Genomic DNA, 23,077 nt, shown 5'->3' on the forward strand with positions numbered 1-23,077 from the left:
CCTACCTCACCGGAGGGTCATCGGAGCCGACGTCCGGCGTGGGCGGCGACCACCCGGTTCACGGCGTCCTCCGGATCGTCGGTGACGTACAGCAGGTCCGGGTCGGACTCGCTGATGAGCCCCTCGTCGAGCATCCGCGAGCGGATCCAGTCCACCAGTCCGCCCCAGTAGTCCGTGCCGACGAGAATGATCGGGAACTCGCTGACCTTGCCGGTCTGGACGAGGACGAGGGCCTCGAAGAGTTCGTCGAGCGTGCCGAAGCCGCCGGGCAGACAGATGAACGCCTGGGCGTACTTGACGAACATCGTCTTGCGGACGAAGAAGTAGCGGAAGTTCAGGCCCAGATTGACCCACTCGTTGAGCCCCTGCTCGTGGGGAAGCTCGATGCCCAGGCCCACGGACAGGCCGCCGGCCTCGGAGCAGCCACGGTTCGCCGCCTCCATCAGGCCGGGGCCGCCGCCCGTGATCACGGCGTAGCCCGCCTCGTGGAGCAGGCGTCCGGTGTCCACGCCCAGCCGGTACCACGGGTGGTCCTCCGGGGTCCGCGCAGAACCCCAGACCGTGACGGCATGGCGGATATCGGCGAGCGCGCCGAAGCCCTCGACGAACTCCGACTGGATACGCATCACCCGCCAGGGGTCGGTGTGCAGCCAGTCCGAGTTCGGCTGTTCGCCGAGCAGTCGCTGGTCTGTGGTGGTGGTCGGGGCGATGCGTCGGCCTTCGCCGCGTCGCATGACCGGTCCCTCGTAGAAGTACGAGGGGTCGTTCGGTCTGATCGGAGCCATGGTGGGTCCTCTCTGTCAGGCCGGGATCTCCGGCGGAGTGGTGAGGTAGCTGATGAGCTGGTCGCTGACGGTCGTGATCATCTCGACCGGGCAGTTCTCCTGCGGGGTGTGGCACAGGCCGGGGTCACCGGGGCCGAAGTTCACCGCGGGAATGCCCAGGACGGAGAACCGGGCGACATCGGTCCAGCCGTATTTCGCCCGGACATTGCCGCCCGTGGCCGTGACCAGTGCGGCGGCGGCCGGCCGGTGCAGTCCGGGCAGGGCGGCCGGGGACAGGTCGTCGATCTCCAGGGAGAACCCGTCCGCCGGTTCCTCGGGGGTGCCGACGCCCAGGACGTCGAGGGTGTGCGCCAGGGCCTCCTCCCCCGACCGGTCCGGCGCGAAACGGAAGTTCACGAACAGCCACGCCTCGTCCGGGATGGTGTTGGTCGCCACCCCGGATTCCAGTCGCACCACGTTGAGCCCCTCACGGTAGAGGCAGCCGTCGATGTCGACGTCGCGGGGTTCGTAGGACGCGATCCTGGCGATCACCGGGGACAGCCGGTGGGCGGCGTTGTCCCCGAGCCAGGCACGGGCGGAGTGGGCCCGGGTGCCGTGGGCGGTGACCTTCAGCCGCAGTGTGCCCTGGCAGCCCGCCTCGATGACGGCACCGGAGGGTTCACCGAGCAGGGCGACGTCACCGGCCAGCAGACCGGGTTCGGTGTCCGCGACCTTCTTCAGGCCGTTGTAGCGCGAGGCGACCTCCTCACCGTCGTAGAGCACGAGCGTGAGGTCCTGGGCCAGGTCATCTGACTGTGCGAGGGTGACGAAGGCGTGGATGTACACCGCGTCCCCGGACTTCATGTCTACGGAACCGAGCCCGTGGATGCAGTCTGCGCCCGCGGCGTCCGGACCCCGTCGCGACGGCAGATTGTCCGCCGGCGGAACGGTGTCGATGTGGCCGGCGAGGATGACACGGGTGGGCAGTCCACGGTGCGTCCGGGCGATGACCGTGTTCCCCCGGCGGTCCACCGTGACCCCGGGCAGGGCGAGCCGGACGAGTCCGGACTCCAGGGTGTCGGCGATCACGGTCTCCTCGTGGGACCGGCTGGGAATGTCCACCAACGCGGCGGTGAGTGACACCGGATCGAGGGTGAGATCGAGTTGTGCAGTCTTTTCGTTCATCGTGACCCCCATCGTAGAGGTGACAGTGGTGCAGCGGGTCACAGGCACTGTGCCAGAATGAGTGTTCATGAGTAGTTCATTGGGCGGTTCCGCAGCATCACCTGCGTCCGAGACCGCGACCGCAGAAGAAACCCGGGGCGAACTGGGCCACGGGCTCAAGACCCGTCACCTGACGATGATGGGACTGGGGTCCGCCGTCGGTGCGGGCCTGTTCCTCGGCACCGGTGTCGGCATCAAGGCGGCCGGACCGGCTGTCCTGCTCTCCTATGTCGTCGCCGGAATCGTCGTCGTCTTCGTCATGCGGATGCTCGGCGAGATGGCCGCCGCCCGTCCTGCCTCCGGTACCTTCACCACCTACGCCCGCCAGGCCTTCGGCGGCTGGGCCGGCTTCTCCCTGGGATGGCTGTACTGGTTCATGCTCATCATGGTGATGGGTACCGAGATCACCGGCGCCGGCGCGATCATGGGTAAGTGGTTCGGCGTGGAAGGCTGGATCCCCGGCCTGGTCTGCGTGGTGCTCTTCACCGTCGTGAACCTCTTCGCCGTGCGTGGTTTCGGTGAATTCGAGTACTGGTTCTCCTTCGTCAAGGTGGCCGTCATCATCGCCTTCCTCGTCATCGGCGCCCTGCTCATCTTTGGTTGGCTGCCCGGTCACGAGTCCGTCGGCACAGACAACCTCACCCCGTTCGCTCCCGAGGGGATCTCCGGCGTCTCCGCCGGCCTGCTCGCCGTCGCCTTCGCCTTCGGCGGTATCGAGATCGTGACCATCGCCGCGGCCGAGTCCGAGAAGCCCGCCCAGGCCATCACCTCCGCGGTCAGCGCGGTGGTCTGGCGCATCATGGTCTTCTACCTGGGTTCGGTCGCCGTGATCACCACGCTGATCAACTACACCGATCTCGCCGACGAGGAGGACGCCTCCAATTCGCCGTTCACCCGGGTGCTCAGCATGGCCGATGTCCCCGCGATCGTCGGGATCATGGAGATCGTCATCGTTCTGGCGCTGCTCTCCGCGTTCAACGCGCAGATCTACGCCACCTCGCGTCTGATGTACTCCTTCTCCTGGCAGGGCAACGCCCCGAAGGTCTTCCGGAAGCTCTCCACACAGAAGGTCCCGCTCCCCGCCGTCATCTGCTCCCTGGTCTTCGCCTTCATCTCCGTCGGACTGCAGGTCTGGGGACCGGAGAACCTCATCAACATCCTGTTCAACGCGGTCGGCGGTTCACTGCTCGTCATCTGGTTCATGATCGTCTTGTCCGAACTCAAGCTGCGTCCGCTGCTGAAGGCGGAGGGATCCCTGAAGCTGAAGATGTGGTTCTGGCCCGCGCTCCCGGTCCTCACCTTCGTCGCACTGCTCGGCCTGACCGTCCTCATGCTCTTCGACGAGAGTGCCCGCCAGCAGGTCATCACGGTGGTCGTCGCCTTCGGCCTGCTCTCCGCGCTCGGGTACTGGGTCACCCGGCACCACGACCGGTTCGCCGACGATGCCCTGCGTGACAGGTCTGACGAGACCGCCGGTAACTGACCGGTACACTGTGATGCCATGACCTCTGCTTACGGAACCGGCATCGCGACCCTGACCGCTGACGACACCGTCCTTGACGTGTGGTACCCCGAATTCGGCCTGGGTGACGCCCCCGCCACCCCGCTCGACCTGTCCCATCTGGTGGGTGAGGACGCCGACCGCGGCGTCCACCGCGTCGTGGTGAACACCACCATCGCCGACCTCGACGACGCCCCGGCCGATTCCGCCGACGCCTATCTGCGTCTGCACCTTCTCTCCGGGCGCGTCATCCAGCCCCACGGCTGTAGCCTCGACGGCCTCTTCGGCAGGCTCACCAACGTCGTCTGGACCAACTTCGGCCCCTGCGCCGTCGAAGGCTTCGAGGCCACCCGCGCGAAGCTGCAGGCCCGCGGCCAGGTCACCGTCTACTCGATCGACAAGTTCCCCCGCATGGTCGACTACGTCGTGCCCACCGGCGTGCGCATCGGGGACGCCGACCGTGTCCGCCTCGGCGCCCACCTCGCCGAGGGCACGACCGTCATGCACGAGGGCTTCGTGAACTTCAACGCCGGCACGCTCGGCTCCTCCATGGTCGAGGGGCGGATCTCCGGCGGTGTCGTCGTCGAAGACGGCTCGGACGTCGGCGGCGGCGCCTCGATCATGGGCACCCTGTCCGGTGGTGGCAAGCAGGTCATCTCCATCGGCAAGCGCTGCCTGCTGGGTGCGAACTCCGGCGTCGGCATCTCCCTGGGCGACGACTGCGTCGTCGAGGCCGGTCTGTACATCACCTTCGGCACGAAGGTCGCCTTCGACGGTGACGTCGTCAAGGCCGCCACCCTCTCCGGTGCGTCCAATCTGCTCTTCCGCCGCAACTCGCTCACCGGTGCGGTCGAGGCCGTGCCGCGTGCGACCGGGTCCGTGGAGCTCAACGACGCCCTCCACAAGAACTGAACCCTGACTCTGGTCGCCTCCTGAACCGCCTCCGGGTGGTCGGGACACAGAAGTCCTCACCATTCGGGGTGCACCCCGAATGGTGAGGACTTCTGAGCGGAACGGGGGGCCGGAGAACCGGTATCTACTGCTCCAGCGTGCTGAGCCGCTGGGCGGCCTTCGCGATGTCCTCGTCCGTGGCGGTGAGGCCGATACGCACGTGCTGCGCTCCCGCGGGGCCGTAGAAGTCACCGGGAGCGACGAGGATGCCGAGTGCCGCGAGGCGGTCCACGGTCTCTCGGCAGGGCCGGTCCTCGGTGGCCCACAGGTAGAGGCCGCCCTCGGAATCGTCGATACGCAGGCCCGCGTCCTCGACCGCTGCGGCGAGCAGTGCACGACGCTGCCGGTAGCGGGTCTTCTGCAGGGTCTCCTGGTCATCGTCCTCGAGGGCCGCGACGGTGGCGGCCTGGATCGGTCCGGGCATCATGAGGCCGGCGTTCTTCCGCACCGCGAGGGCCTCGGCGATGAGGTCCGTGTCGCCGACGAGGAAACCGGCACGGTAGGACGCCAGGTTCGAGGTCTTCGACAGGGAGTGGACCGCGATGAGGTTCGTGAAGTCCCCGTCGCAGACCCGGGGATCCAGGATGGAGACCGGTGCATCCTCTTCAGCCCCGTTCCAGCCGAGACCCAGGTAGCACTCATCGGAGACGACGATGACGTCGCGTTCGCGGGCGAACTCGACGAACTTGCGGAGATGGTCGACTCCGAGCACCTTGCCGTGCGGATTCGCCGGGGAGTTGAGGAAGATCATCGCCGGAGTGGCCGGGCCGATCTTGAGCAGCGAATCACTGCGCAGGACGTCCGCCCCGGCGATCTTCGCCCCGACCTCGTAGGTCGGGTACGCGAGCTCGGGGATCACCACGGTCTGGCCGGGGACCACACCGAGGATGAAGGGCAGCCAGGCGATGGCTTCCTTGGTTCCGACGACAGGCAGGACCTGTGCGGTCTCCACGCCGGGGACGCCGAAGCGTCGCTCCATGGCCGCCACGACAGCGGCCCGGAGCTCCGGGGTGCCGATGGTCTGCGGGTAGCCCGGCTCGCCGGCGTTCAGCGACAGGGCCAGCTGGATCGAGGGCGCGACCGGGTCTACCGGGGTACCGACCGACAGGTTGATGATGCCGTCGGGATGCGCGGCCGCTGTCGCCTTCGCCCCCTCGAGGGAGTCCCACGGGAAATCGGGGAGTTCGGCGGAGAGGGTGCGTCGGCGGGGTCGCGCTGCGTCGGTCATCGGTGGAGTTCCTTCTAGTCCTGGTTCTGGGGCGGCATGTTCTTGATGCCCTCGGGATCGAAGTCCTGCGGGCCGAGCTTGGCGGCTCCGCCCGGGTCACCGAGATCGTCGAAGAACGCGGTGTTGAAGTCGATGTAGTCCTCCCACTCGTCGGGGAGGTCGTCCTCGTAGAAGATGGCCTCGGTCGGGCACACCGGTTCGCAGGCGCCGCAGTCCACGCACTCGTCGGGGTGGATGTACAGCGATCGCTTGCCCTCGTAGATGCAGTCGACGGGGCATTCCTCCACACAGGCCCGGTCCATCACATCGACGCAGGGCTGCGCGATTACGTAGGTCATTGATTGTCACTTTCTGGGAAACTCGTCACGATCGCCCTCCGCAGGTCGTCAGTACTGCTTCGGGCAGATCTCATCTTGTCACTTCAACCGCAGCAATGCCCAACCGCCGCCGGCCAGTCCGAGCGGCAGGAGAAGCAGGGTGGTCAGGGAACCACCCAGGATGGTGTCTCCGCCGAGACCGGGGATGGCGGGCCAGAACACGAGGATCAGGTACCCCGCCAGCCAGGTCCACATCGGGGCGGCCGCAAGGGAGCGGTTGTCGGTCCACAGCAGTGCCGTCTTCGTCAGCACCACCAGGAACCACGGTGTGGCCACCAGCGGCCACGGGAAGGGCACGGCGGTGTCTCCGACCGTGATCCTGGAGCCGAGGTAGAGGGCCGCGAGCAGAACCGCGGCCAGTGCCCCGACGCACAACCAGATGATCCCCGCCCTACGTTCGGCGCGGGTCGTGTCCCGGCGTACCTGACGGCGTTCCGGATCACCCCAGTGGGGTTCGTCTGTGGTGTACATCGGCTACCTCCCTTCAGCGAATAGACAGTCTAGTCTGTCCAGTGTTTCGCCCGAAAGTCCAGACTCGCCGTCCCGCCGTTCGCCCAGCGTGAAACTCTCCGTGCCGAGGAGCGGCTGGGTGATGAGGTTGGACAGACAGAACGGCACCGGAGCGCCGTCTGAGCTGGTCCGGGGAGTGTCGATGACATCGCCGGCGGAACCGTCGGCGACCCAGAGCTGGGTGGCGTGGGCGACCATGGCCGCCTGCTTCGCCGCGAGGTCCTCGGCGTTGCCGAGGACGCGGGCGTCCACCGAGGACGCCGGGACGCTGGCCAGCTCGCCGTCGAGCGGCCACCGCCAGTCTGCCGGGGGTTCGCCCGCTGCACGCAGTTCCGTCAGGCCGGCCTCGAGTTTCTCGGCCTCGGTGACGCACCACCAGATCCTCGCCGGGGTCCACTCCCCCGCGTCCGCCTGTGCGGCGACCGCGGCGTGGGTGATCTCATGGGCACGGATGTGGTCGGGGTGGCCGTAGCCGCCGTCGGGTCCGTAGGTGACGACGACATGCGGACGCAGTGCGACGATCTCGGCACGCAGGGCATCGACGGCGGCGTCCCCGGAACGCACGAAGGCACGGGGATGATCGGCCGGCGGGGTACCCGCCATGCCCGAGTCCCGCCAGTGTGCGACGCCGCCGAGGAAGCGGGGCCTGGCGGACCCGGTGGTCCCGTCGTGGTTGACGCCCAGCGCCGCCAGGGCGCGCTGGAGTTCGGCGATGCGGTAGCCGCCGAGCAGTCCGGAACGGTCGGCGACGAGGCCCTGGTACTTGTCCCCGATGACCTCACCCTCTTCACCGAGGGTACAGGTCACCACGGTGACCTCGGCACCGCGTCGGGCCCAGTGGGTCAGCGCGAGGCCGGTCCACAGGGACTCGTCGTCTGGGTGGGCGTGCACGGCGAGCACACGCAGGCCCTGCAGGTTCTGGTCGGTCATCAGTCGTCTTCTTCGTCAGTGGTGGTTGAGGTCGTGGGCGCCGCGGCCGTCGGGGACGTGGGCGACGAGGACGCGGACGTCTCTTCGGCGCGTCGCCAGGTGGCGGCGGAGGCCAACGGGCCGGTGTCCCGGTCGAGCGGCCAGTCCGCCAGTCGGGGCTCCGGGCCGACGAGGTCGCGCCCGGCGGCGATGACCCGACGGTCCCTGGTCAGCGGCACGTCGATCCGCTGCTCGGCGACGGCATCGGAGACCCGCTCCACGGTGGCGTCGACTAGGGAGCTGACCCCGTCCTCGGACAGGCCCTCCACCGAGAGCAGTGCGGCGTCGATGATGCCGTCGATCTCGGCCGAACACAGGCCCGAGGTGTTGACGGTGCGGCCGGTGGTGGCGGCGTCCTCCCCCTCGGTAGCGGATTCGGTGGGCTCCCCGGATTCAGTGGGTTCCAGAGTCTCCGTCGATTCCGTCGATTCAGTCGCTGCCGTGGTTTCCGTGGGTTCCGTGGACTGCGACTCCGAGGTCGGCACGGCGGTCACCGAGGGCAGTCCGGTGGACGGCCTCGACACTGAGCGGTCCGTGGTGTCACAGCCGTAGCGGCTGCGCAGCTCGCTGAGAGTCTCCGGGGTCTCCTGCCAGGCGATGACGGCGTCCACCTCCCCGGCGGGGAGGAAGGATCCGTAGAGGTCGGCCGAGGGGCGGATGACCGGCTCAGCGGCGATGCCTGCAGCGGTGAGCTGGTCGACGACGCGTCGGGCGGCCTCGACCGCCGTGGCGTCCCCGCTGTCCGCCCCGATCCGTAACGGGGTGAGCTCACCGCCCACCGTCGGCAGGGCGGGAGTTGCCGGGGAGCCGTCGCGGCCCGTACTGCCGGTCTCGCCGTCATCGGCGGCGACGCCGGTTCCCGGCGCCGTCGCGGAGGGATCCTGGGTGAGGATGCGGGCCAGGGCATCGGCGTCGAGCGCGTCGGTCACCCGGGTGCGGTTGGTCAGCGAGGCCATCCGCGGAGCGGTGGTGTTCAGGGTCATGACCAGGTCAGGACGCCGCGTCATCTCCCGGACGCGCAGGCCCGGTACAGCGGCCAACGACTCGGTGGTCACCCCCTGCTCCCCGGTCAACAGCATCTGCAGTTGACCGGTCCGCAGCATCTGGGTGGCGGTGCGGGAATCCGGCACCGCCGAGAGCACGATGCTGTCAGTACGTGCGGGCGTCTCCCCCCAGTACCGCTGATTACGGTCCAGGCGGATTTCACCACGGGCGGTGTCTACCCCGCGGACCCGGAATATCCCGCCGGACGCCGCGGGCACACCGGACATCATCGAGTCGAAACTGCGGTCCTCGGTGCGGTAGATGTGGCTCGGCAGCAGGTCGGCGAAAAGCTCCCGCCAGTCAGGGTCAGGTCCGGTGAAGGTCACGTCGACCGTGCGTCCTCCCGCGGAGACCGAGAGCTTGTCGATCATCGCGTAGCCGGCCGGGTCCACCACACCGGAGCGTCCGGTGATCTGCTGGTGGAGGTAGTCGAAGTCTGCACCGGTGACCGGCGTCCCGTCCGACCACTGGGCATCGGGACGCAGCACGTAGCGGACCTTGGTCGGCGCCACCTCGGTCCCCTCGGTGACCTTCACGGACTCCAGCAGGTCGGTGTTGCGCTCGGTCCGGGCACCGGAGGCGCTGCCGGCGGGCACGGTGAAGGCGCTGGGCAGGGTCAGCTGGGCGACGACGCTGGTCGCCAGAGACCGTGAGCCGATGAGGTGGGGGTTGAGGTCGCCGGGGATACTGTCCAGACCGACCGTGACGGTCCGGAGCTCATCGGGCACCGTGCCCGGCTCCTCGGTCTCTTCCTGGGTGGTGCTGGCGGTCTGGGGTGCAGCGACGGTCGGCGCGTCCGAGGGACGCGCCTGACAGCCGACGAGGACCGCCCCGACCAACCCCGCGGCACTGAGCGCCGCCATGACAGCGGGAAGCCGCCGGGGGCGACTGTTCTCTACCACTCCCGACGGCTCCTCTCACCAGTGCCCCTTCTGACAGGGGCGACTACCGGATCTCGATCACTTCTTGTCGCGCTGCTTCGCGCGGGACGCCGCACGACCACGCTCGGTGGCACCGAGGATAGACTTACGGACGCGGATGGCGTCGGGGGTGACCTCGACGCACTCGTCGTGGCCACAGAACTCCATGGCCTCATCCAGGGAGAGGTTGCGGGCCTTGGCCAGCGTCACGGTCGCGTCCGCGGTGGCGGAACGCATGTTCGTGAGCTTCTTCTCCTTGGTGATGTTGATGTCCATGTCCTCGTCGCGGTTGTTCTGGCCGACGACCATTCCTTCGTAGGTCTCGGTACCCGGCTCGACGAAGAACGAACCGCGGTCAGCCAGCTGGGTCAGCGCGTAGGCGGTGATCTGGCCGGTGCGGTCGGCGACCAGGGAACCGTTCGGACGGTCCTTGATCTCGCCGGCCCAGGCGTCGTAACCGGCGGAGTAGCTGTTGGCGATACCGGTGCCGCGGGTCTCCGTCATGAAGATGGTGCGGAAGCCGATGAGGCCACGGGCCGGGACCAGGAAGGTCATCCGGATCCAGCCGTTGCCGGTGTTGTCCATGCCCTCCATGCGGCCCTTACGGGCGGCCATGAGCTGGGTGATGGCACCGAGGTGCTCCTCGGGAGCGTCGATGATCATGTGCTCCCAGGGCTCCTGCAGCTTGCCGTCGACCGTCTTGGTGACGACCTGCGGCTTACCGACGGTGAGCTCGAAACCTTCGCGACGCATGGTCTCGACGAGGATGGACAACGCCATCTCGCCACGACCCTGGACCTCCCAGGCGTCAGGACGCTCGGTCGGCAGGACCTTGATGGAGACGTTACCGATGAGCTCCTGGTCCAGGCGGTTCTTGACCACGCGGGCGGTGAGCTGGTTGCCGGAGCGGCCTGCCATCGGGGAGGTGTTCACACCGATGGTCATGGAGATGGCCGGCTCGTCGACGGTGATGCGGGGCAGGGCCACCGGGTGCTCCGGGTCGGCGAGGGTGTCACCGATCATGACGTCCTCGATACCGGAGATGGCGGCGATGTCACCGGCAATGACCTCGTCGGTGGCGACGCGGTCCACGCCGACGGTGCGGAGCAGCTCGGAGATCTTGACGTTCTTGACGTGCTCCTCACCGTTCTCGTCGTAGTGGATCCAGGCGACCTGCTGGCCCTTGTGCAGGGAACCGGCGAAGACGCGGACCAGGCCGATGCGGCCGAGGAAGTTGGAGGAGTCCAGGTTGGTGACGTGGGCCTGCAGCGGGGCGTCGTGCTCGGCGGAGGGCTCCGGGAGGACGTCGTAGATGACGTCGAAGAGGGACTGGAGGTCCTCGGCGTCCGGGATGTTGCCGTTGCCCGGGTTCTCGGTGGAGGCCTTGCCGGCGCGACCGGAGGTGTAGATGACCGGGAGATCGAGGAGGGTCTCGGCGGCCTCGGCGGCCTCCGGGTCGTCGAGGGCGGACGCCAGCTCGAGGAGCAGGTCCTGGGCCTCGGAGACGACCTCGTCGATGCGGGCGTCGGGGCGGTCGGTCTTGTTGACGCAGATGATGACCGGCATCTTGGCCTCGAGGGCCTTGCCGAGCACGAAGCGGGTCTGCGGCAGCGGACCCTCGGAGGCGTCGATCAGCAGGACGACACCGTCGACCATGGACAGCGCACGCTCGACCTCGCCGCCGAAGTCGGCGTGACCCGGGGTGTCGATGACGTTGATGATGAGGTCGGAGCCGTCCTTGCCCTGGCCAGCGCGCCGGATGGCGGTGTTCTTGGCGAGGATGGTGATGCCCTTTTCCTTCTCCAGGTCACCGGAGTCCATGACACGGTCCTCAACCTGCGCGTGCGGGTCGAAAACGCCCGACTGGCGCAGCATGGCGTCCACGAGGGTGGTCTTGCCGTGGTCGACGTGCGCGACGATGGCGACATTACGGAATTCAGTCAGTGACACAGATCCAGGTCTTCCTTATAGAGCGGGAGAAACAGCATTGAGGCATATCGGCGGTCCCGACATGCGGACGGGGGTACAGAGTACCCGCTCTTCCCGTTATTCTTCTCATCAGACAGAAGCGCGCCCGTTTCGCGTGACTAATGTTACTGTAGTGATAAATGTGACTCATGAGGTTTTCGAAAGGCTCCACGTGCATCCCACCCGACGTCCCCGCCGCCTGACTGCAGCACTTCTTGCCGCAGCGACGGCCCTCGCCGTGCCCATGGCCATGACCCCGTCCGCCTCCGCCCAGAACCTCCCCGTCTTCCCTGCCGCGCCGGTGGACAGCCTGGGACGCCCGAGCCCTGAAATCCTCAACCAGCTCGAGAACTTCGCCAACCAGCCCGGCATGCCGGAAGAGGTCAGCGGCACGCTCCTGCGTGTCATCAGCTTCTTCCGCGGCGACGGCGAACCCGGCGTCGACCTGCCCGAGAACGGTCCGGTCTTCACCCAGTTCGGCTGGCCGACCGTCGCCACCAACTGCATCGGCGGCACCTCGAACGCCGTCGGCACCGCAATCGCCGTGCCCGGCCCGGCCGCCCTCCCGCTCCCCGGCGTGGGCGCAGGCCAGACCGGCTTCATCTTCACCGCGCTGGGCACCGGACCGGCTGCCGCGAACCAGTCCACCGCCATGCAGGTCCACTGGCTCAATGTCGCCAACGGCCGGATGGGACAGACCCCGCTGACGCCCACCGGCATCAACGCCGACGGTCCGGGTACCGTCAACGGCTTCGCGGACACCGGCTCCGGCCCGGTCGTCGCCGTACTAAGTGGTGGCATCACCACCGACGAGGAATCCGGCCCCGCGAACTGTGAGTTCGCGCCGACCGTCGGGCTGACCCAGGTCGCGTAGGGCAGTCACACCCCTGGCCGGGTGCGTTCCACCGTGGTAGAACCGCGGTCATGAACGGTGCGCACCCTCCGAAGGTGGAGACCTTCGACACAGCGTCCAATGTCAACATCGACCCGAAGGGCTTCACCCGGCCGGTGGACCGCTGGGACGGCGACTCCGCCGCGCTCTACATGGCACGCCCCTCCGACCATCCCCGCTTCGGATACCTGGAGAGCTGGCTGCTGCCCGCACTCGATCTGAGGGTCAACCGCTTCCACTTCCGCAACGGCACCGGGCACGGTCCCTACCCCGGCCAGGAGCTGTACGTCGACATCGCCCTCGTCGACCCACCGGCATCTACCGACGACACCGTGTGGCGGACCACGGACCTCTACATCGACCTCGTCACCTACGCGGGAGGACGCTGGGAGCTCCTCGACCTCGACGAGCTGGGAGACGCATTGACGGCCGGACTCCTGGACGCTGAGACGACCCACCGCGCACTGTCGTCCGCCCAGGAACTCATCACCGGAATGGTTTCCGAGGGGTCAGTGGAACGGTGGCTGAGCAACATCGGGATCGAGTTGTCCTGGGCAGACCCGGACAGGGTGACCCTCGCCCCGGCGAGGAGAGTATCTGACGTCCGGCTGGCCCCGCCAGAGAGATGACCTGCCCCACCATTGACGTCGGCGTCATGGGTTTCGCCCCAGCGTCATGAGTCTCCCGCGCAAAGTGCCGTTGAACCGCGGGCGGTTTTCTCATGACGCGGAGACGCTTCTCATGACGCACCCGCGATCGCCCCCGTCCCGGAAATCTGCCACCCCTCAGGTCGATCCAGGCCGAGAAAATTGACCTGAGGGGTGGCAGATCTCCCGGGTCTGTTGTGCCGCCGGCGGCGACGAGGACAGTGAAACCCGCCCTTGACCTCTACGTGAGGATCTGGCGCCCCATGACCATACGGCAGATCTGGTTGGTGCCCTCGTAGATCTGGGTGATCTTGGCGTCGCGCATCATGCGCTCGACCGGGAAGTCACGGGTGTAGCCGTAGCCACCGAGCAGCTGGATGGCGTCGAGGGTGACCTCCATGGCGATGTCGGAGGCGAAGGCCTTCGAGCCGGCGGCCATGAGGCCGAGCTTCCCACCGTCCTCGGCGACACCACGCTCGGCGTTGGAGGCGGCGGTGTAGATCATCAGCCGGGCGGCGTCGATCTTCATCTTCATGTCCGCCAGGGTGAACTGGGTGTTCTGGAAAGCAGCGATCGGCTTACCGAACTGCTTGCGCTCCTTGACGTACTCCACGGCGGCGTCGAAAGCGCCCTGGGCGATACCGAGCGCCTGGGCACCGATGGTCGGACGGGTGTGGTCGAGGGTCTGCAGGGCGGTCTTGAAGCCGGTGCCCTCCTCGCCGATCATGCGGTCGGCCGGGATACGGCAGTCCTCGAAGTACAGCTCCGCGGTCGGGGAACCCTTGATGCCGAGCTTGTGCTCCAGGCCGCCGACGCGGAATCCCGGGTCATCCTTGTGGACCATGAACGCGGAGATGCCGCGGGAGCCGGCCTCCGGATCGGTGACGGCCATGACGGTGACCCAGGTGGCACGGGAGCCGTTGGTGATGAAGCACTTGGAGCCGTTGAGGACCCACTCGTCGCCGTCACGGACAGCCTTGGTCTTCATGCCGCCGGCGTCCGACCCCGCCTCACGCTCGGTGAGGGCGTAGGACGCCAGCCCACCCTCGGCGATGTCCGGCAGGACCTTCGCCTTGAGCTCGTCGGAGCCCGCCAGGATCAGACCCATGGTGCCGAGCTTGTTCACGGCCGGGATGAGGGAGGAGGAACCGCAGACACGGGCGACCTCCTCGATGACGATGACGGCGGCGAGCGAGTCAGCACCCTGGCCACCGAACTCGTCAGGAACGTGGACGGCGTTGAATCCGGACTCGTTGAGGGCCTTCAGGGCCTCCTCCGGGAACCGCTCATCGGCGTCGACCTCCGCAGCGTGGGGGGCGATCTGCTCCTCGGCGATCTGCCGGATGGCAGAGCGCAGCTCGCGGTATTCCTCCGGCAGCTGGAAGAGGTCGAAGTCGGGGTTGAAGGCCATGGATGCTCCTGTTTCCTGGAAGTCCTTGTGGGTGTGCAGGTAGTTACCGTGACCGAACTTTCTCGGCCGTTTCGGCACCACCGTTCTCCGGACATGCTAGTACGACCCCTCTTAAGCGGAGGGCGTTCTGCCGAATTCACGACTACTGTGGATCCCATGAGTATCAGGACACCACTTTCATCACACCGCACCGGTGCCGTCACCGCCGTCGCCCTCGCCGCCGTGGTTGTCCTCGGTGCCTGCAGCAACGACAGCAGCGACAGTGACAACGCCGCCGACGGTGCCACCACCACCCCGACCGAGGCCGCACTCGCCGGTGATGCCCCGGACGGCAGTTCCTCCGGTTCGTCCGGGTCCGACGGCGACCGCTGCCACACCTCAGACCTGGACGTCTCCGTCGGTGACCCCGACGGCGCGGCGGGCAGCGTCTACCGCCAGCTGATCTTCACCAACTCCTCCGACAGTGACTGCACGATCAGCGGCTACCCCGGCGTCAGCCTCGTCGCCGGCGGCGACACCCAGGTCGGTGCCGCCGCCGACCGTGAGGACACCCCGGGCGAAGCTCCGGTCATCACCCTCTCCCCCGGCGACGCCGCGTCCGCCGACCTGAAGATCAGCAACCCCGGCGTCTACGGCGACCAGTGCACCGCCACGCCGGCGGACGCGCTGAAGATCTATCCGCCGGACGAGAAGGATTCCACCACCGTGACCGTCGACGGCCTGACCGGCTGCACCGGCGATGACGCACCGGTGACGCTGCGGATCTCCCGCCTGCAGGGGTGACCCGCCAGGACTAACGTCGGGGTATGACCACTTCAGCACCGAACACATGCACCCACCGCCGGTGGGCTGCCGGTGCGGTCCTGACCGGCACAGTCATGCTGGCACTCACCGCCTGCGGCTCCGACGACGATGAATCCCCGAGCACCACGGCATCCGCCGGATCCGGCGCGACCGTCACGGACACGGTGACGCCGATCCCGGCACCGTCCGCCCCCGGCACCGACACTGACGCAGCACCTGCGCCGGGAGGATCCGACGGCGACGGATCCGGCGGAGGCGACGCCGCGGACTCGCGCTGCCACACTTCCGAGCTTGAGGTCACCCTGGCCGGTGGCGACGCTGGAGCGGGAAGCCAGTACCTCACCCTCGACTTCCGGAACATCTCCGTCCGGGACTGCACCGTGTCCGGCTACCCGGGTGTGAGCCTCGTCGGGGACGACAACGGGACCCAGATCGGAGCCCCCGCCGAACGCGACGGCAGTGGTTCCGGCGGCGGCCCCGTTCCCCTGTCCCCGGGCGCGTCCGCCGTCGCCCAGCTACAGGTGACCCAGCCCGAGAACTACGGCGACCGCTGCACGGTCACCACCGCCGACGGCCTGCGGATCTATCCCCCGGACGAGTTGGACGCCAGCTATCTCGCCGCCCCGAACCTGCGGGGCTGCCTCAACGACGACCTCTCCACTCTGCTGATCCGCGCGCTCTCCCCCGCATAACCGGCGAACAGTCGTTAGGCTGGGCCGTATGAGCGACATCGTGATCATCGGCGGCCACGGCCGCGTTGCCCTGCTGACCATCCCCCTGCTCGTCGCCGACGGGAACTCGGTCACGGCCGTGGTCCGCAACCGCGCGCACATCGACGACGTGGAGGATGCCGGAGCAGCCGGCCTCGTTGCCGATGTGGAGACCATGAGTACCGACGACCTCGCCGGAATGCTCCAGCCCTTCGACACCGTCGTCTGGTCCGCCGGTGCCGGCGGCGGCGACCCGGAGCGCACCAGGGCCGTCGACGAGAATGCCGCTGTCCGCACCATGAACGCCGCCGAGGAATCGGACACGGAGCGCTTCATCATGGTCTCCTGGGCCGGGTCCTACGACGACCACGGCATCCCCGCCGACAATCCCTTCCACTACTACGCGGACGCCAAGGCTCGGGCGGACGACCATCTGCGCCACTCTGCCCTGGACTGGACGATCCTGGGCCCCAGCTCGCTGACCGACGGGGACAGCGACGGTATCGCCCTGATCCCGGAGGACCGCGGACGCACCGAGGCGACCTCTGTACCCCGTCAGGCCGTCGCCTCCGCGATCGCCGCGGCGGTGGCCTGCCCGCGCAGCGCCGGTCACACCCTGCGGTTCAACAAGGGCGACGACGCCCCGGCGGACGTGCTGCAGGACCTGGACCTGAACCTGTCGAATGCGCTGGAGTCCCGTGGCTCCGGCTTCGAATGAGACACGGACTACCATCGGCGCCATGACCGAACTCCCCTTCACTGCCTCTGATGTCGCCCTCGTCTGCGAGGGCGGCGGTGCCCGCAACAGTTTCACCGCTGCGACGGTCCACGAGTTCATGGTCAGGGGAGTGAGTTTCGGCTGGATCGGCGGTGTGTCCGCCGGGGCGTCACACACCATGAACTTCCTCGGCCATGACGCCGAGCGCACGCGGGAGAGCTTCGTGGAGTTCACCGCGTCCCCGGCGTCCGGCGGTATCGGTTCCTTCATCCGCGGTGACGGCTACTTCGACGCGAAGTACATCTACGAGACCTCGGGCCTGCCCGGCAACGACCTGCCCTACGATTTCGACGCCTTCCTCAATGACCCGACGCCCTTCCGGATCGAAGCGACCAACGCCCTCACCGGGGAATCTGTGCGCTGGGGCCGCGAGGACATCACCGATCTGGAGTCCCTGCTCAAGCGGGTGCGGGCGTCCTCGACGCTGCCGGTGATCATGAACACCCCCGAGGTCGACGGCGTGCCCTATGTCGACGGTGCGCTCAGCGGTTCCGGTGGCATTCCGGTGGACGCCGCGGAAGCCGACGGTTTCGGGAAGTTCCTCGTGCTGTGCACCCGCCCGCGCGACTACGTGCGCCCCGAGGTGAAGTACCCGGCGGTCATCCGGCGCATGCTCGGTAAGTACCCGGCGGTCGCCGAGGCCGTACTGGCCCGCCCCGCCCTCTACAACGCGACGAAGCAGCGACTCCTCGAGCTGGAGAAGCAGGGCCGTGCCCTGCTGTTCTTCCCCGATGAGATGCGGATCTCGAACACCGAGCGCAACCTCGACAAGCTCAAAGCCTCCTACTACGACGGCCTGGTGCAGACCGACCGGCAGTGGAACAGGATCATGGAGTTCCTCGGCGCCTGACCGGCGCTAGACTGAGCTAGTTTCCCGCCCCTACCCCCGTAAGGACATTCCATGGCCGGTGGCCTGTTCGCCCTCCTCGACGACGTCGCCCTCATCGCGAAAAAGGCCGCCGTCGCCACCCGAGATGTCGCCAGTACCGCGGCGTCCACCTCCTCGAAGGCCGCGGCAGTCGTCGTCGATGACGCAGCGGTCGCCCCCGGCTTCGTCCAGGGGGCGACGCCGGCCCGGGAACTCCCGATCGTCTGGAAGATCACCAAGGGCTCCCTGGTCAACAAGATCATCATCATCCTTCCCATCGCTCTGCTGCTGAGTTGGCTGGCCCCGTGGGCACTCACCCCGATCCTCATGGTCGGCGGTACCTACCTCTCCTTCGAGGGCGCGGAGAAGATCTGGCACGCCGTCGCCGCCCGACGGGGCGGCCACCGGCACGGTGGCCGCGATGCCGCTGCGGTGGACAAGGGGCCTGATGACGAGGCCTCACTGGTCAAGGGGGCGGTGATGACCGACCTCATCCTCTCGGCGGAGATCATGGTCATCTCACTCAACGAGGTGACGGACAAGCCGTTCCTCGAACGCGCCGCGATCCTCGTCGTCGCGGCCCTCGTCATCACCGTCTGTGTCTACGGCGTGGTGGGGCTGCTGGTGAAGATGGACGACGTCGGGCTGCGTCTGGCCTCCGGGGATGCCGGACGCACCGGGCTGATCCAGAATGCCGGCCGGGGGATGGTCGCGGGTATGCCGAAGATCCTCGCCACCCTGTCGGTGGTCGGCACCGCGGCGATGCTGTGGGTGGGTGGACACATCCTCGTCACCGGCACCGATGAACTCGGCTGGCATCTGCCGCACGATATCGTCCACCACCTGGAGGATACGGTCGCCTCCGCCGGCGGTGCGGTGCAGTGGCTGGTGGAGACCGGTTGCTCGGCCGTCGTCGGCTTCCTGGTCGGTTCCGTGGTCCTGGTCGTGGTCGGTCTGGTGGCCCGGGCAGTCCGCCGGATCAGATCAGCTTGACGCGCCGCTGACGGTAGCGCCGACCGGTCGGCACGACGAGGGTCTTGGGGACGGTCTCCAATTCGCCCGGTGCGGCCTCCTGCACCGGTTCAAGTGCGGTCTCCACGAGGATCGGCAGGTGGTCGGAACCGTCCTGAGGCAGCGAGGTGACCGTGGGGTCGATGTAGCCGCGGGACATGGCCAGGTCGTAGCGTCCCCGCAGCACACCGTAGCTGCGGTAGGTGAAGGTGTCGCTGCTGGAGAGGTCGTAGCCGTAGGAGCCGACATGTCTGGCCAGACCGGCCTGGAAGACCGGGTAGTTGAAGTCACCGACCATCATCGACGGCAGGCCGGGGCCGAGGTCGTGCAGTGCGGAGAAGGCCGTGCGGATCTGCTGGCGTCGCAGCGAATTACTGGCGGTCAACGGGGCCGCGTGGAAGGAGGAGATGAGCACCTCACCGCCGTGGACGACGTCATGGGCTCGCACTGTGGCGAGCCGCTCCTCGCCGGGCTTCATCACCAGGTCGTGCAGTGACTTCTCCAGCGGGACAGTGAGCAACGACCGGGGGTCGAAGCGACTGGTCCGCAGGTAGACCGCCAGACCGAGGCGGCTTCCCGAGGTGGACTGGACCAGTTCCAGGTCACCGATCCTGGTGGGAAGAGTCTCGGTGTCCGCCTCCTGCAGGCACAGCGCATCCGGATCATGGAGGGCCGCCAAAGGTGCCAGCTCGGTGGCCGCGTTGTTGTGGTGGAGGTTGTAGCTGATCAGCTTCATCCCCATCCACCGTAGTCGCTGAAAACCTTCGGTGAGTGAATGAACCGGGAATGTCGGGGAATGTCAGGGAATGTCAGGGAATGTCAGGGCCCCGCGGCGGGTTGCACCGGGAGTGAACATCGATATCTGGTCCGACGTCGCCTGCCCCTGGTGCTGGATCGGCAAACGCCGGTTCGAGCGTGCGCTTGCCGCCTTCCCCCACCGTGACGAGGTGACGGTGACCTGGCATTCCTACCAGCTCGACCCGTCACTCCCCGACCATGACGACCGCAGTGAAGCGCAGTATCTCGCCGAGACCAAGGGAATGCCGGTGGAGCAGGTCCGTGCGATGGTCGGCCATGTCGCCGAGCAGGGTGCCGGTGAAGGCCTGACCTACGACTTCGACAGCCTCGTCGTCGCGAACTCCCTACGGGCCCACCAGGTCATCCAGCTGGCGAGGGAGTCCGGGGACACCGCCGCGGTGGAGCATCTGGAGGAGTCACTGTTCGCCGCACATTTCGAGCACGGTGAAGATATCGGTGACGCCGACACCCTCGTCCGCCTGGCCACCGAGGCGGGTCTGGACACCTCGGAGGTCCTGTCGGAGCTCACCTACGGGTCACGCATCGCGGCGGTCGAAGAGGATGTGCGGAAGGCTGCGTCCCTCGGGCTGAACTCCGTTCCGACCTTCGTGCTGGACATGCGGTGGGCGGTGCCCGGTGCACAGCCGACCGAGGTCTTCACACGGGCCCTGGAACAGGCGTGGGCGGCGTCCCACCCCGGGACGCCGTCCTTCCTCTCTGTCGACGGGGCGCAGAACGCCGAGGCCTGCGGGCCGAAGGGCTGCTGACCAGACCTTGTCACCGGCGATGACGGACATTCACCTACTGTGGGGGAAATGATCCGTCGCCTCGTCGCCCGTGTGTTCTGGAAGTTCAGCCCCTGGACGTTGGACACCCTGCCTGCCCCGAACCGACCCACAGTCCTCATCGGCGCCCCGCACACCTCGAACTGGGATTTCATCCTCATGCTCGGTATCGCCTGGCGACTCGACATGAACGTCCACTGGCTGGGGAAGGACAGCCTCTTCACGGGCTGGAAAGGTTGGAAGGGCGCTGTGATGCGGGCCCTCGGTGGCATCCCCGTCGACCGGGCCCACCCGGACGGACTGGTCGATGATCTCGTCGACCGTCTCCGCTCCGGTGAGACCTTCGGTCTCGTGGTCACCCCGGACGGCACCCGCAGCGGGCACACCCACTGGAAATCCGGGTTCTACCGGATCGCCCGGGAGACCGGACTTCCGGTGACGCTCGGCTATGTCGACCGCACGACGATGACCACCGGACTGGGCCCCACGATCGACCTCACCGGCGCTGTTGCGGCAGACATGGGGGCCATCCGTGACTTCTACACAGACAAGGCCGGGTACATCCCGGAGAACAGGGTCGAACCGCGGCTACGGGACGAGGACGCCGGGCTCAGCTGACGACTCCGTCGACGTAGAACCAGCGGCCGTCCTCCCTGACGAAGCGCGAACGCTCCTCCTGCACACCGACTCCCCCGCCGGGTTCGCGGTAGGTCGCCCGGAACTCGACGATGCCGGTGATGTCCTCCGGCCCGCCGGCGACGGTGTCGACGATCTGGAGACCGCGCCAGGTCGGATTGTCACTCAGGTCGAGCGACTCCGGTCGGGTGGACGGGTGCCAGGTATGGAGCAGCCAGTCAGCGTCCGCGTCCCTGAAGGCACGGAAGCGCGAGCTCATGAGATCTTCAGCGGTGGTGGGTTCGTCAGGAGTCGAGTTCACGGTCCCCAATCTAGTCAGCGCCGGTTAGCGACGTTCATTGCCACGCTTGTAGTTGCCGGTGACCCGTTGGAGAGCCGCCTGATCGGACTCCTCCCCTCGTCCGAGTCTGGCGCCCAACGCCGAGGCAGCCCGCCCACGCACGGTGACCACCTCACGTCCTCCCCGGAATATCCGCACATCCCCGGACTTGGTGATCACATAGTCGAAGGGCTCGTAGTTCCTGCCCATTGTCGACCCTCCGATCATCGGCGTGCGGTACTGACTCAGCATAACCGCCCGGCGGTCCCGCCTATTTCTTCTTGAGTTCCTGCCCGTCCCAGGCGTCATTGTAGAAGTCGGTCGACCGGGAATTCAGCAACTCGTTGTAGGCGTCCGGTTCAAGTCGCTGCGCAGATTCCCGGGGAATGTCCACTGTGAATGCGGAGACGCCCAGTCCTCCCTGACGGTCGGCCAACTCGATTCCGGCCGCCTCCAGAATGGTCGGCATCATATTCAACTGGTCCACGCCGCCCTGCATCGTCGACGTCCGACGGTCGTCGCCGGGGATCCAGAAACGGTTGAAGATGGTGCGGTTCGGGTTGTCGTCGAGCTGCTCGTGGAAGGCGTTGCTGGCCCCCATGTGCTTGAGATGGTCCCCCATGATCACCACGGCGGTATCGTCCAGGTACCCCTGGGCCTCCAGGTGGTCGATGAAGCCCGCGACCTGGGTCATCGAGCAGTTGAACATGGAGGTGACCTCACTCTCCGTGTCCTGGGGGCAGTAGTCGTAGAGGTGTGCCGGCTCGTGGGTGTCCACGGTCAACATGGTGAGGTTGAAGGGGTCCCCGGTCCGCTCGGATTCAGCATGCAGGGTGTCGACCTGGTCCTTCGCCCGCTCCATGAGCCGCTTGTCGCTGAGGCCCCAGTCGCTACGGATCTGGTCCGCCGGCTCGCCGAGCTCCTTCCAGTGGTTCAGGCCGTAGAACTCGTCATAGCCGTGACTCAGGAAGTACCGGTCCTTGGCCGCGAAGGACTCCTCGGCCCCGCCCATGAAGACGTTCCGGTACCCCTGTTCCGACAGAATGTCTCCGACGCAGGTAAGTCCACCGAGGTAGCTGTCCAGCTCTCCGCCCAGAGAGTTCAGCCCGGACTTCCCGGTGAGAAGGCCGCTGCCCTTGAGCGGGACACCGCACTGGGTACCGGAGATACCCGCCATGGTCCATCCACCGCCCTCGTACTGGCGGAGACCCTCGACCTGTTGCCAACCGTCCTCCGCCGGGGTGGCTTCCTTGAGCGGGACGAAGGGGTCCTTGTCGAACAGGGTGGTGTCCGACAAGGTCTCCTCCCCGGACTCGAGGTAGATCATCACCAGATTGCGTTTCTTCTCGGCAGAGGCGACGACAGGCGTCTCGTAGTAGTCGTCGACGGCGTACGCGGAGTTCACCGACCGCACGTAGTCCACGAAGTGGACGGAATTGCCGAACATGACGGTTCCGGTGGTCACAAGGGCCGCCACCATGACCAGGGAGACTGTCCGGGCGAACCAGACCTTCGCCCACGAGCGGCGGAGGGGCTCGGTCTCATCCTCGGCGGGAGGGGTCGGACCATCGGAAGTCCCGGAGTCGACGACGGCGGCGTCCACAGTGACGGCGGAGGCCCGCCGCTTCCGCCTTATCCGGAATCGCCAGTATGCGATACCGGCCGTGAGCAGTACAGGAAGGACGCCGATGCCGAGGATGCAGATCAATACCATCGTGCCACCTCCGCCCTCCCCCTGGACGGAGACGAGATTCAGCATCATCTGGTCGACCGTGATGGGCCCCCAGTAGAAACGGATGCTGATGGCCGCGGCCAGCAACGTGAAGCCCGCCCAGATCAGGATGTAGAGGAGGACTCGGTCGGTGATGGACCAGACCCTCTGCGCTGTATCTCTGACCCGACCACTCACTAGAGCACCTTCCGCTTAGTCACCGTGCACCGCTGCGCACTTCATCTGAACAT

At 67.2% G+C, this 23,077-nt stretch carries 24 protein-coding genes; 11 read left to right on the forward strand and 13 right to left on the reverse strand.

Annotated elements, in window-relative coordinates:
* Window positions 1-17 precede the first annotated feature (17 nt).
* Window positions 18-785: an LOG family protein gene (locus tag CVA01_RS00495; RefSeq protein ID WP_041630085.1), complete on the reverse strand. Its 768-nt coding sequence runs from the start codon at window positions 783-785 to the stop codon at window positions 18-20.
* A 15-nt stretch (window positions 786-800) separates the two neighbouring features.
* Window positions 801-1,949 (reverse strand): succinyl-diaminopimelate desuccinylase, encoded by a 1,149-nt coding sequence (dapE, locus tag CVA01_RS00500; protein WP_014010385.1) that lies wholly within the window; start codon window positions 1,947-1,949, stop codon window positions 801-803.
* Window positions 1,950-2,016: 67 nt separating this feature from the next.
* On the opposite strand from dapE, the gene CVA01_RS00505 reads away from it, so the two are divergent.
* Window positions 2,017-3,471 (forward strand): amino acid permease, encoded by a 1,455-nt coding sequence (locus tag CVA01_RS00505; RefSeq protein ID WP_014010386.1) that lies wholly within the window; start codon window positions 2,017-2,019, stop codon window positions 3,469-3,471.
* Between the two features lie 18 nt (window positions 3,472-3,489).
* Window positions 3,490-4,401: a 2,3,4,5-tetrahydropyridine-2,6-dicarboxylate N-succinyltransferase gene (gene dapD / locus CVA01_RS00510; RefSeq protein ID WP_141327791.1), complete on the forward strand. Its 912-nt coding sequence runs from the start codon at window positions 3,490-3,492 to the stop codon at window positions 4,399-4,401.
* 124 nt (window positions 4,402-4,525) lie between these two features.
* Here the strand turns inward: dapD and dapC are convergent, their stop codons facing one another.
* The 6 genes from dapC to typA form a co-directional block, all read right to left on the reverse strand.
* Entirely contained in the window at window positions 4,526-5,668 is a 1,143-nt protein-coding gene (gene dapC, locus CVA01_RS00515; RefSeq protein WP_014010388.1) for a succinyldiaminopimelate transaminase, read from the reverse strand.
* A gap of 14 nt (window positions 5,669-5,682) precedes the next feature.
* Window positions 5,683-6,006: a ferredoxin gene (fdxA, locus tag CVA01_RS00520; protein ID WP_014010389.1), complete on the reverse strand. Its 324-nt coding sequence runs from the start codon at window positions 6,004-6,006 to the stop codon at window positions 5,683-5,685.
* 78 nt (window positions 6,007-6,084) lie between these two features.
* Window positions 6,085-6,516, reverse strand: a complete 432-nt coding sequence (locus tag CVA01_RS00525; protein WP_014010390.1) for a hypothetical protein — start codon at window positions 6,514-6,516, stop codon at window positions 6,085-6,087.
* Window positions 6,517-6,519: 3 nt separating this feature from the next.
* Window positions 6,520-7,485, reverse strand: coding sequence for an N-acetyl-1-D-myo-inositol-2-amino-2-deoxy-alpha-D-glucopyranoside deacetylase (gene mshB, locus CVA01_RS00530; RefSeq protein ID WP_141327793.1), 966 nt, complete (start codon window positions 7,483-7,485; stop codon window positions 6,520-6,522).
* Window positions 7,485-9,470 (reverse strand): ABC transporter family substrate-binding protein, encoded by a 1,986-nt coding sequence (locus tag CVA01_RS00535; RefSeq protein WP_141327795.1) that lies wholly within the window; start codon window positions 9,468-9,470, stop codon window positions 7,485-7,487. The genes mshB and CVA01_RS00535 overlap by 1 nt, the downstream gene beginning before the upstream one ends.
* Window positions 9,471-9,527: 57 nt before the next feature.
* Entirely contained in the window at window positions 9,528-11,438 is a 1,911-nt protein-coding gene (gene typA, locus CVA01_RS00540) for a translational GTPase TypA (RefSeq protein ID WP_141327797.1), read from the reverse strand.
* A gap of 262 nt (window positions 11,439-11,700) precedes the next feature.
* On the opposite strand from typA, the gene CVA01_RS00545 reads away from it, so the two are divergent.
* Together CVA01_RS00545 and CVA01_RS00550 are read left to right on the forward strand one after the other, a co-directional pair.
* Window positions 11,701-12,330, forward strand: a complete 630-nt coding sequence (locus CVA01_RS00545; RefSeq protein WP_373862649.1) for an Rv1157c family protein — start codon at window positions 11,701-11,703, stop codon at window positions 12,328-12,330.
* Between the two features lie 50 nt (window positions 12,331-12,380).
* Window positions 12,381-12,977 (forward strand): ribonuclease FAU-1 family protein, encoded by a 597-nt coding sequence (locus tag CVA01_RS00550; protein WP_141327799.1) that lies wholly within the window; start codon window positions 12,381-12,383, stop codon window positions 12,975-12,977.
* Between the two features lie 259 nt (window positions 12,978-13,236).
* Here the strand turns inward: CVA01_RS00550 and CVA01_RS00555 are convergent, their stop codons facing one another.
* A complete protein-coding gene (locus CVA01_RS00555) occupies window positions 13,237-14,406 on the reverse strand; it encodes an acyl-CoA dehydrogenase family protein (protein WP_041630087.1) in 1,170 nt (389 codons plus the stop codon).
* Window positions 14,407-14,562: 156 nt separating this feature from the next.
* Between CVA01_RS00555 and CVA01_RS00560 the strand changes: the two genes are divergently transcribed.
* The 5 genes from CVA01_RS00560 to CVA01_RS00580 are packed head-to-tail and all read left to right on the forward strand — an operon-like array spanning window position 14,563 to window position 18,559.
* The gene (locus CVA01_RS00560; protein ID WP_141327801.1) at window positions 14,563-15,189 is read left to right on the forward strand and encodes a DUF4232 domain-containing protein; all 627 of its coding nucleotides are present in this window, start codon (window positions 14,563-14,565) and stop codon (window positions 15,187-15,189) included.
* A 23-nt stretch (window positions 15,190-15,212) separates the two neighbouring features.
* Window positions 15,213-15,902 carry a DUF4232 domain-containing protein gene (locus CVA01_RS00565; RefSeq protein WP_141327803.1) on the forward strand — a complete coding sequence of 230 codons (690 nt, stop codon included), beginning with the start codon at window positions 15,213-15,215 and terminating at the stop codon, window positions 15,900-15,902.
* A gap of 28 nt (window positions 15,903-15,930) precedes the next feature.
* Window positions 15,931-16,638 (forward strand): NAD(P)H-binding protein, encoded by a 708-nt coding sequence (locus CVA01_RS00570; protein ID WP_014010399.1) that lies wholly within the window; start codon window positions 15,931-15,933, stop codon window positions 16,636-16,638.
* 22 nt (window positions 16,639-16,660) lie between these two features.
* Window positions 16,661-17,548, forward strand: coding sequence for a patatin-like phospholipase family protein (locus CVA01_RS00575; protein WP_014010400.1), 888 nt, complete (start codon window positions 16,661-16,663; stop codon window positions 17,546-17,548).
* Between the two features lie 51 nt (window positions 17,549-17,599).
* Window positions 17,600-18,559: a DUF808 domain-containing protein gene (locus tag CVA01_RS00580; protein WP_141327805.1), complete on the forward strand. Its 960-nt coding sequence runs from the start codon at window positions 17,600-17,602 to the stop codon at window positions 18,557-18,559.
* Here CVA01_RS00580 and CVA01_RS00585 read toward each other — a convergent pair.
* Window positions 18,546-19,313, reverse strand: coding sequence for an endonuclease/exonuclease/phosphatase family protein (locus tag CVA01_RS00585; protein WP_141327807.1), 768 nt, complete (start codon window positions 19,311-19,313; stop codon window positions 18,546-18,548). The genes CVA01_RS00580 and CVA01_RS00585 overlap by 14 nt on opposite strands.
* 112 nt (window positions 19,314-19,425) lie before the next feature.
* Between CVA01_RS00585 and CVA01_RS00590 the strand changes: the two genes are divergently transcribed.
* Both CVA01_RS00590 and CVA01_RS00595 read left to right on the forward strand, forming a co-directional pair.
* Window positions 19,426-20,142, forward strand: a complete 717-nt coding sequence (locus CVA01_RS00590; protein WP_141327809.1) for a DsbA family oxidoreductase — start codon at window positions 19,426-19,428, stop codon at window positions 20,140-20,142.
* A 48-nt stretch (window positions 20,143-20,190) separates the two neighbouring features.
* A complete protein-coding gene (locus tag CVA01_RS00595; protein ID WP_141327811.1) occupies window positions 20,191-20,778 on the forward strand; it encodes a 1-acyl-sn-glycerol-3-phosphate acyltransferase in 588 nt (195 codons plus the stop codon).
* Here CVA01_RS00595 and CVA01_RS00600 read toward each other — a convergent pair.
* The 3 genes from CVA01_RS00600 to CVA01_RS00610 form a co-directional block, all read right to left on the reverse strand.
* Window positions 20,771-21,097, reverse strand: coding sequence for a YchJ family protein (locus CVA01_RS00600; protein ID WP_280528045.1), 327 nt, complete (start codon window positions 21,095-21,097; stop codon window positions 20,771-20,773). The two genes, CVA01_RS00595 and CVA01_RS00600, sit on opposite strands and share 8 nt — an antisense overlap.
* 24 nt (window positions 21,098-21,121) lie before the next feature.
* On the reverse strand, window positions 21,122-21,325 hold the full coding sequence (locus CVA01_RS00605) for a hypothetical protein (protein WP_141327814.1): 204 nt from the start codon (window positions 21,323-21,325) through the stop codon (window positions 21,122-21,124).
* A gap of 61 nt (window positions 21,326-21,386) precedes the next feature.
* The gene (locus CVA01_RS00610; protein ID WP_141327816.1) at window positions 21,387-23,024 is read right to left on the reverse strand and encodes an LTA synthase family protein; all 1,638 of its coding nucleotides are present in this window, start codon (window positions 23,022-23,024) and stop codon (window positions 21,387-21,389) included.
* Window positions 23,025-23,077 lie beyond the last annotated feature (53 nt).

It is taken from the genome of Corynebacterium variabile (assembly GCF_006539825.1).
Classification (GTDB): Bacteria; Actinomycetota; Actinomycetes; order Mycobacteriales; family Mycobacteriaceae; genus Corynebacterium; species Corynebacterium variabile.

Coding starts and splice junctions, on each gene's coding strand:
- CVA01_RS00595 (WP_141327811.1), top strand. CDS start 20,191: ATGATCCGTCGCCTCGTCGCCCGTGTGTTCTGGAAGTTCAGCCCCTGG.
- CVA01_RS00585 (WP_141327807.1), bottom strand. CDS start 19,313: ATGAAGCTGATCAGCTACAACCTCCACCACAACAACGCGGCCACCGAG.
- CVA01_RS00570 (WP_014010399.1), top strand. CDS start 15,931: ATGAGCGACATCGTGATCATCGGCGGCCACGGCCGCGTTGCCCTGCTG.
- CVA01_RS00545 (WP_373862649.1), top strand. CDS start 11,701: ATGGCCATGACCCCGTCCGCCTCCGCCCAGAACCTCCCCGTCTTCCCT.
- CVA01_RS00495 (WP_041630085.1), bottom strand. CDS start 785: ATGGCTCCGATCAGACCGAACGACCCCTCGTACTTCTACGAGGGACCG.
- CVA01_RS00565 (WP_141327803.1), top strand. CDS start 15,213: ATGACCACTTCAGCACCGAACACATGCACCCACCGCCGGTGGGCTGCC.
- CVA01_RS00580 (WP_141327805.1), top strand. CDS start 17,600: ATGGCCGGTGGCCTGTTCGCCCTCCTCGACGACGTCGCCCTCATCGCG.
- CVA01_RS00550 (WP_141327799.1), top strand. CDS start 12,381: ATGAACGGTGCGCACCCTCCGAAGGTGGAGACCTTCGACACAGCGTCC.
- CVA01_RS00560 (WP_141327801.1), top strand. CDS start 14,563: ATGAGTATCAGGACACCACTTTCATCACACCGCACCGGTGCCGTCACC.
- mshB (WP_141327793.1), bottom strand. CDS start 7,485: ATGACCGACCAGAACCTGCAGGGCCTGCGTGTGCTCGCCGTGCACGCC.
- CVA01_RS00575 (WP_014010400.1), top strand. CDS start 16,661: ATGACCGAACTCCCCTTCACTGCCTCTGATGTCGCCCTCGTCTGCGAG.
- dapE (WP_014010385.1), bottom strand. CDS start 1,949: ATGAACGAAAAGACTGCACAACTCGATCTCACCCTCGATCCGGTGTCA.
- fdxA (WP_014010389.1), bottom strand. CDS start 6,006: ATGACCTACGTAATCGCGCAGCCCTGCGTCGATGTGATGGACCGGGCC.
- dapC (WP_014010388.1), bottom strand. CDS start 5,668: ATGACCGACGCAGCGCGACCCCGCCGACGCACCCTCTCCGCCGAACTC.
- dapD (WP_141327791.1), top strand. CDS start 3,490: ATGACCTCTGCTTACGGAACCGGCATCGCGACCCTGACCGCTGACGAC.
- CVA01_RS00525 (WP_014010390.1), bottom strand. CDS start 6,516: ATGTACACCACAGACGAACCCCACTGGGGTGATCCGGAACGCCGTCAG.
- CVA01_RS00605 (WP_141327814.1), bottom strand. CDS start 21,325: ATGGGCAGGAACTACGAGCCCTTCGACTATGTGATCACCAAGTCCGGG.
- CVA01_RS00555 (WP_041630087.1), bottom strand. CDS start 14,406: ATGGCCTTCAACCCCGACTTCGACCTCTTCCAGCTGCCGGAGGAATAC.
- CVA01_RS00505 (WP_014010386.1), top strand. CDS start 2,017: ATGAGTAGTTCATTGGGCGGTTCCGCAGCATCACCTGCGTCCGAGACC.